Below are 6,267 nucleotides of genomic sequence, written 5' to 3' on the forward strand. Positions count from 1 at the left end.
AAATATTTACACAAATATTTATACTATTTAATCCTTTATTTAATCCCCTTTTAAGTTTAATTAGTTATACTTTCATTTCCTTTTTTTGAAAAAGGACTTAAAATCTTTTAAATTATAAAGTTTCACTAGCTTAGTAGATTTTATAAATTAACTCTTTTAGTTTTTATCTTAGTAAACTAAAAGCTTTTTTATAAATCTTGTTTTTATTTTAAACTTTTCTTTTAAAAATGATTTTTTGTTTTGTTCTTTTAATTTAGTATTGTTATTTCAAATCTTATTAGTCAATCTTTGAAATCTAAATAAGTGATCGATTGAGCCAGAAAGATTTAGGCATAAGCAATTATGTAAAATCTATCAAGTCAATAATTAAAGATTAAAAACTTTTCTTTTTAATCTTTCATACTTTTTCTTTGAAGAAAAAGATTAAACTATCTATAAAAGTAATAAGGTTTATCTCTTTAATGCAATCTAAGTAGTTTATCTATTAGTTGGCGGGGTAGGCCTTTAGCTTGCTTCTTAGTCAAGGCTTTGCCTTGACGCTAAAGAAGGTTTATTATGGAGAGTTTGATCCTGGCTCAGAGTGAACGCTGGCGGCGTGCCTAATACATGCAAGTCGAACGATGAAGCTTTTAGCTTGCTAGAAGTGGATTAGTGGCGCACGGGTGAGTAAGGTATAGTTAATCTGCCCTACACTGGGGGACAACACTTAGAAATGAGTGCTAATACCCCATACTCCTGCTTAACACAAGTTGAGTAGGGAAAGTTTTTCGGTGTAGGATGAGACTATATAGTATCAGCTAGTTGGTAAGGTAATGGCTTACCAAGGCTATGACGCTTAACTGGTCTGAGAGGATGATCAGTCACACTGGAACTGAGACACGGTCCAGACTCCTACGGGAGGCAGCAGTAGGGAATATTGCGCAATGGGGGAAACCCTGACGCAGCAACGCCGCGTGGAGGATGACACTTTTCGGAGCGTAAACTCCTTTTCTTAGGGAAGAATTCTGACGGTACCTAAGGAATAAGCACCGGCTAACTCCGTGCCAGCAGCCGCGGTAATACGGAGGGTGCAAGCGTTACTCGGAATCACTGGGCGTAAAGGGCGCGTAGGCGGATTATCAAGTCTCTTGTGAAATCTAATGGCTTAACCATTAAACTGCTTGGGAAACTGGTAATCTAGAGTGAGGGAGAGGCAGATGGAATTGGTGGTGTAGGGGTAAAATCCGTAGATATCACCAAGAATACCCATTGCGAAGGCGATCTGCTGGAACTCAACTGACGCTAAGGCGCGAAAGCGTGGGGAGCAAACAGGATTAGATACCCTGGTAGTCCACGCCCTAAACGATGTACACTAGTTGTTGGGGTGCTAGTCATCTCAGTAATGCAGCTAACGCATTAAGTGTACCGCCTGGGGAGTACGGTCGCAAGATTAAAACTCAAAGGAATAGACGGGGACCCGCACAAGCGGTGGAGCATGTGGTTTAATTCGAAGATACGCGAAGAACCTTACCTGGGCTTGATATCCTAAGAACCTTATAGAGATATGAGGGTGCTAGCTTGCTAGAACTTAGAGACAGGTGCTGCACGGCTGTCGTCAGCTCGTGTCGTGAGATGTTGGGTTAAGTCCCGCAACGAGCGCAACCCACGTATTTAGTTGCTAACGGTTAGGCCGAGCACTCTAAATAGACTGCCTTCGTAAGGAGGAGGAAGGTGTGGACGACGTCAAGTCATCATGGCCCTTATGCCCAGGGCGACACACGTGCTACAATGGCATATACAATGAGACGCAATACCGCGAGGTGGAGCAAATCTATAAAATATGTCCCAGTTCGGATTGTTCTCTGCAACTCGAGAGCATGAAGCCGGAATCGCTAGTAATCGTAGATCAGCCATGCTACGGTGAATACGTTCCCGGGTCTTGTACTCACCGCCCGTCACACCATGGGAGTTGATTTCACTCGAAGCCGGAATACTAAACTAGTTACCGTCCACAGTGGAATCAGCGACTGGGGTGAAGTCGTAACAAGGTAACCGTAGGAGAACCTGCGGTTGGATCACCTCCTTTCTAGAGTACTAAAGTAATAAGTCTCACAACTATTACTTCAATATATAAACTCAATTGATTCTTGTTTAGATTTCAAAGATTGATGATAAAGCTAATTGTTTATGGGGAATTAGCTCAGCTGGGAGAGCGCCTGCTTTGCACGCAGGAGGTCAGCGGTTCGATCCCGCTATTCTCCACCATTATAAGGGCCTATAGCTCAGCTGGTTAGAGTGCACCCCTGATAAGGGTGAGGTCACAAGTTCAAGTCTTGTTAGGCCCACCATAAAAAAATCAATCTTAAAAAAGATAAAGACTAAGATTATTATTTTAAGCTTTTTTAGTTTTAAGCTTTAAAATATTAAAAAAAGATTTGTCAATAATTAAAATTTATTAAAACTTTTTAGAAGAAGTTGCAATAAATAAGCTTTAAAATCTAAAGCAAGTATATATTAAGTATATTAAAATAATCTAATATAAAACTATAATAGATTTATTTTAATCTTCAAGTGTAAAATACTTTGATTATATATTTTCTTTAGGTTTTAAACCTAAATGTTCTTTTTAATTATCATTGTTAAGAGTCACAAGCAAGTTTTAATAAAAACAATTTTACAGGACTTGTTGAAGGATAAAACCTATTTATCTTTTCTTTAGTTTAACTTATAACTTTTAATTATCTTTATTTTTTGAATAAAGAGAATATTAGATTAAGATTTATAAATTAAAGACAAGTTTCAAACTCACAGCTTGGTTTAGAACTAAATTTAATTTTTAGTATTTATATTAAGTGTTTGAATGCTTTCCGTCTTAAGATAAAGAAGTCTTATCATAAAAACTTTAACAAGGAAGTGATGCGTTTTAGAATCAATATAAAAGGTAAAAAAGGTAAGCTACTAAGAGCGAATGGTGGATGCCTTGACTGGTAAAGGCGATGAAGGACGTACTAGACTGCGATAAGCTACGGGGAGCTGTCAAGAAGCTTTGATCCGTAGATTTCCGAATGGGGCAACCCAATGTATAGAGATATACATTACCTATATAGGAGCGAACGAGGGGAATTGAAACATCTTAGTACCCTCAGGAAAAGAAATCAATAGAGATTGCGTCAGTAGCGGCGAGCGAAAGCGTAAGAGGGCAAACCCAGTGCTTGCACTGGGGGTTGTAGGACTGCAATGTGCAAGAGCTGAGTTTAGCAGAACATTCTGGAAAGTATAGCCATAGAGGGTGATAGTCCCGTATGCGAAAAATGAAGCTTAGCTAGCAGTATCCTGAGTAGGGCGAAACACGTGGAATTTTGTCTGAAGCTGGGTCGACCACGATCCAACCCTAAATACTAATACCAGATCGATAGTGCACAAGTACCGTGAGGGAAAGGTGAAAAGAACTGAGGTGATCAGAGTGAAATAGAACCTGAAACCATTTGCTTACAATCATTCAGAGCACTATGTAGCAATACAGTGTGATGGACTGCCTTTTGCATAATGAGCCTGCGAGTTGTGGTGTCTGGCAAGGTTAAGTACACGCGAAGCCGTAGCGAAAGCGAGTCTGAATAGGGCGCTTAGTCAGATGCTGCAGACCCGAAACGAAGTGATCTATCCATGAGCAAGTTGAAGCTAGTGTAAGAACTAGTGGAGGACTGAACCCATAGGCGTTGAAAAGCCCCGGGATGACTTGTGGATAGGGGTGAAAGGCCAATCAAACTTCGTGATAGCTGGTTCTCTCCGAAATATATTTAGGTATAGCGTTGTGTCGTAATATAAGGGGGTAGAGCACTGAATGGGCTAGGGCATACACCAATGTACCAAACCCTATCAAACTCCGAATACCTTATATGTAATCACAGCAGTCAGGCGGCGAGTGATAAAATCCGTCGTCAAGAGGGAAACAACCCAGACTACCAGCTAAGGTCCCTAAATCTTACTTAAGTGGAAAACGATGTGAAGTTACTTAAACAACCAGGAGGTTGGCTTAGAAGCAGCCATCCTTTAAAGAAAGCGTAATAGCTCACTGGTCTAGTGATTTTGCGCGGAAAATATAACGGGGCTAAAGTAAGTACCGAAGCTGTAGACTTGACTTTGTCAAGTGGTAGGAGAGCGTTCTATTTGCGTCGAAGGTATACCGGTAAGGAGTGCTGGAGCGAATAGAAGTGAGCATGCAGGCATGAGTAGCGATAATTAATGTGAGAATCATTAACGCCGTAAACCCAAGGTTTCCTACGCGATGCTCGTCATCGTAGGGTTAGTCGGGTCCTAAGTCGAGTCCGAAAGGGGTAGACGATGGCAAATTGGTTAATATTCCAATACCAACATTAGTGTGCGATGGAAGGACGCTTAGGGCTAAGGGGGCTAGCGGATGGAAGTGCTAGTCTAAGGTCGTAGGAGGTTATACAGGCAAATCCGTATAACAATACTCTAAGAACTGAAAGGCTCTTTGAAGTCTTCGGATGGATAGGAGAACCCCTGATGCCGTCGAGCCAAGAAAAGTTTCTAAGTTTAGCTAATGTTGCCCGTACCGTAAACCGACACAGGTGGGTGGGATGAGTATTCTAAGGCGCGTGGAAGAACTCTCTTTAAGGAACTCTGCAAAATAGCACCGTATCTTCGGTATAAGGTGTGGTTCGCTTCGTATTAGGATTTACTCCGAAAGCGAAGAAACTTACAACAAAGAGTCCCTCCCGACTGTTTACCAAAAACACAGCACTCTGCTAACTCGTAAGAGGATGTATAGGGTGTGACGCCTGCCCGGTGCTCGAAGGTTAATTGATGGGGTTAGCATTAGCGAAGCTCTTGATCGAAGCCCGAGTAAACGGCGGCCGTAACTATAACGGTCCTAAGGTAGCGAAATTCCTTGTCGGTTAAATACCGACCTGCATGAATGGCGTAACGAGATGGGAGCTGTCTCAAAGAGGGATCCAGTGAAATTGTAGTGGAGGTGAAAATTCCTCCTACCCGCGGCAAGACGGAAAGACCCCGTGGACCTTTACTACAGCTTGACACTGCTACTTGGATAAGAATGTGCAGGATAGGTGGGAGGCTTTGAGTAATAGACGCTAGTTTATTATGAGCCGTTGTTGAGATACCACTCTTTCTTATTTGGGTAGCTAACCAGCTTGAGTTATCCTCAAGTGGGACAATGTCTGGTGGGTAGTTTGACTGGGGCGGTCGCCTCCCAAATAATAACGGAGGCTTACAAAGGTTGGCTCAGAACGGTTGGAAATCGTTTGTAGAGTATAAAGGTATAAGCCAGCTTAACTGCAAGACATACAAGTCAAGCAGAGACGAAAGTCGGTCTTAGTGATCCGGTGGTTCTGTGTGGAAGGGCCATCGCTCAAAGGATAAAAGGTACCCCGGGGATAACAGGCTGATCTCCCCCAAGAGCTCACATCGACGGGGAGGTTTGGCACCTCGATGTCGGCTCATCGCATCCTGGGGCTGGAGCAGGTCCCAAGGGTATGGCTGTTCGCCATTTAAAGCGGTACGCGAGCTGGGTTCAGAACGTCGTGAGACAGTTCGGTCCCTATCTGCCGTGGGCGTAAGAAGATTGAAGAGATTTGACCCTAGTACGAGAGGACCGGGTTGAACAAACCACTGGTGTAGCTGTTGTTCTGCCAAGAGCATCGCAGCGTAGCTAAGTTTGGAAAGGATAAACGCTGAAAGCATCTAAGCGTGAAGCCAACTCTAAGATGAATCTTCTCTAAGCTCTCTAGAAGACTACTAGTTTGATAGGCTGGGTGTGTAATGGATGAAAGTCCTTTAGCTGACCAGTACTAATAGAGCGTTTGGCTTATCTTTATAAAGCATCACTTCCTTGTTAAGGTTTTTAAAGAAAGCTTTGAATGTAAATAATATTTAAAGTTTAATAGAAATCTTTCAAGTAGGGTTTATATTAGAACTTGCTCTTAACATTGTTTTTTAAGTATTCTATGTAAAAGCTTATCAAAGATAAAAGATAAGTAAAAAATAAAGAAAGAAAAACAAAAGAAGAAAGAGAATAAAGAAATAAAAGATTAAGCTTTATTCTTAGATTGAATCTTTCAAAGAATATTTAAATAACAATGTCCGTGATTATACAGATGTGGAAACGCCTTGTTCCATCCCGAACCAAGAAGCTAAGCACATCGTGGGTGATGATACTACGCCTTACTGGCAGGGGGAAAGTAGCTCATTGCGGACTTGTTAGTTCTTATATTGCTTACTTTTTATAAAATCATATGTTTTTAGTTT

The 6,267-nt window shown here is 41.5% G+C and carries 2 tRNA genes and 3 rRNA genes; all 5 read left to right on the forward strand.

The annotated features are described in order from the left end of the window. The first annotated feature begins 552 nt into the window (after positions 1 to 552). Positions 553 to 2,065, forward strand: a 16S ribosomal RNA gene (locus tag ACOTU8_RS08590). A 103-nt stretch (positions 2,066 to 2,168) separates the two neighbouring features. Further along, positions 2,169 to 2,244: transfer RNA gene (locus ACOTU8_RS08595), tRNA-Ala, on the forward strand. Positions 2,245 to 2,250: 6 nt separating this feature from the next. Next, positions 2,251 to 2,327, forward strand: a tRNA-Ile gene (locus tag ACOTU8_RS08600). A gap of 600 nt (positions 2,328 to 2,927) precedes the next feature. Further along, positions 2,928 to 5,835 (forward strand): 23S ribosomal RNA (locus ACOTU8_RS08605). A 265-nt stretch (positions 5,836 to 6,100) separates the two neighbouring features. Further along, positions 6,101 to 6,217, forward strand: a 5S ribosomal RNA gene (gene rrf, locus ACOTU8_RS08610). The 16S, 23S and 5S rRNA genes sit together here with 2 tRNA genes alongside, the layout of an rRNA operon. Positions 6,218 to 6,267 lie beyond the last annotated feature (50 nt).

This window comes from Campylobacter jejuni, from assembly GCF_049221745.1.
Taxonomy (GTDB): Bacteria; Campylobacterota; Campylobacteria; order Campylobacterales; family Campylobacteraceae; genus Campylobacter_D; species Campylobacter_D jejuni_E.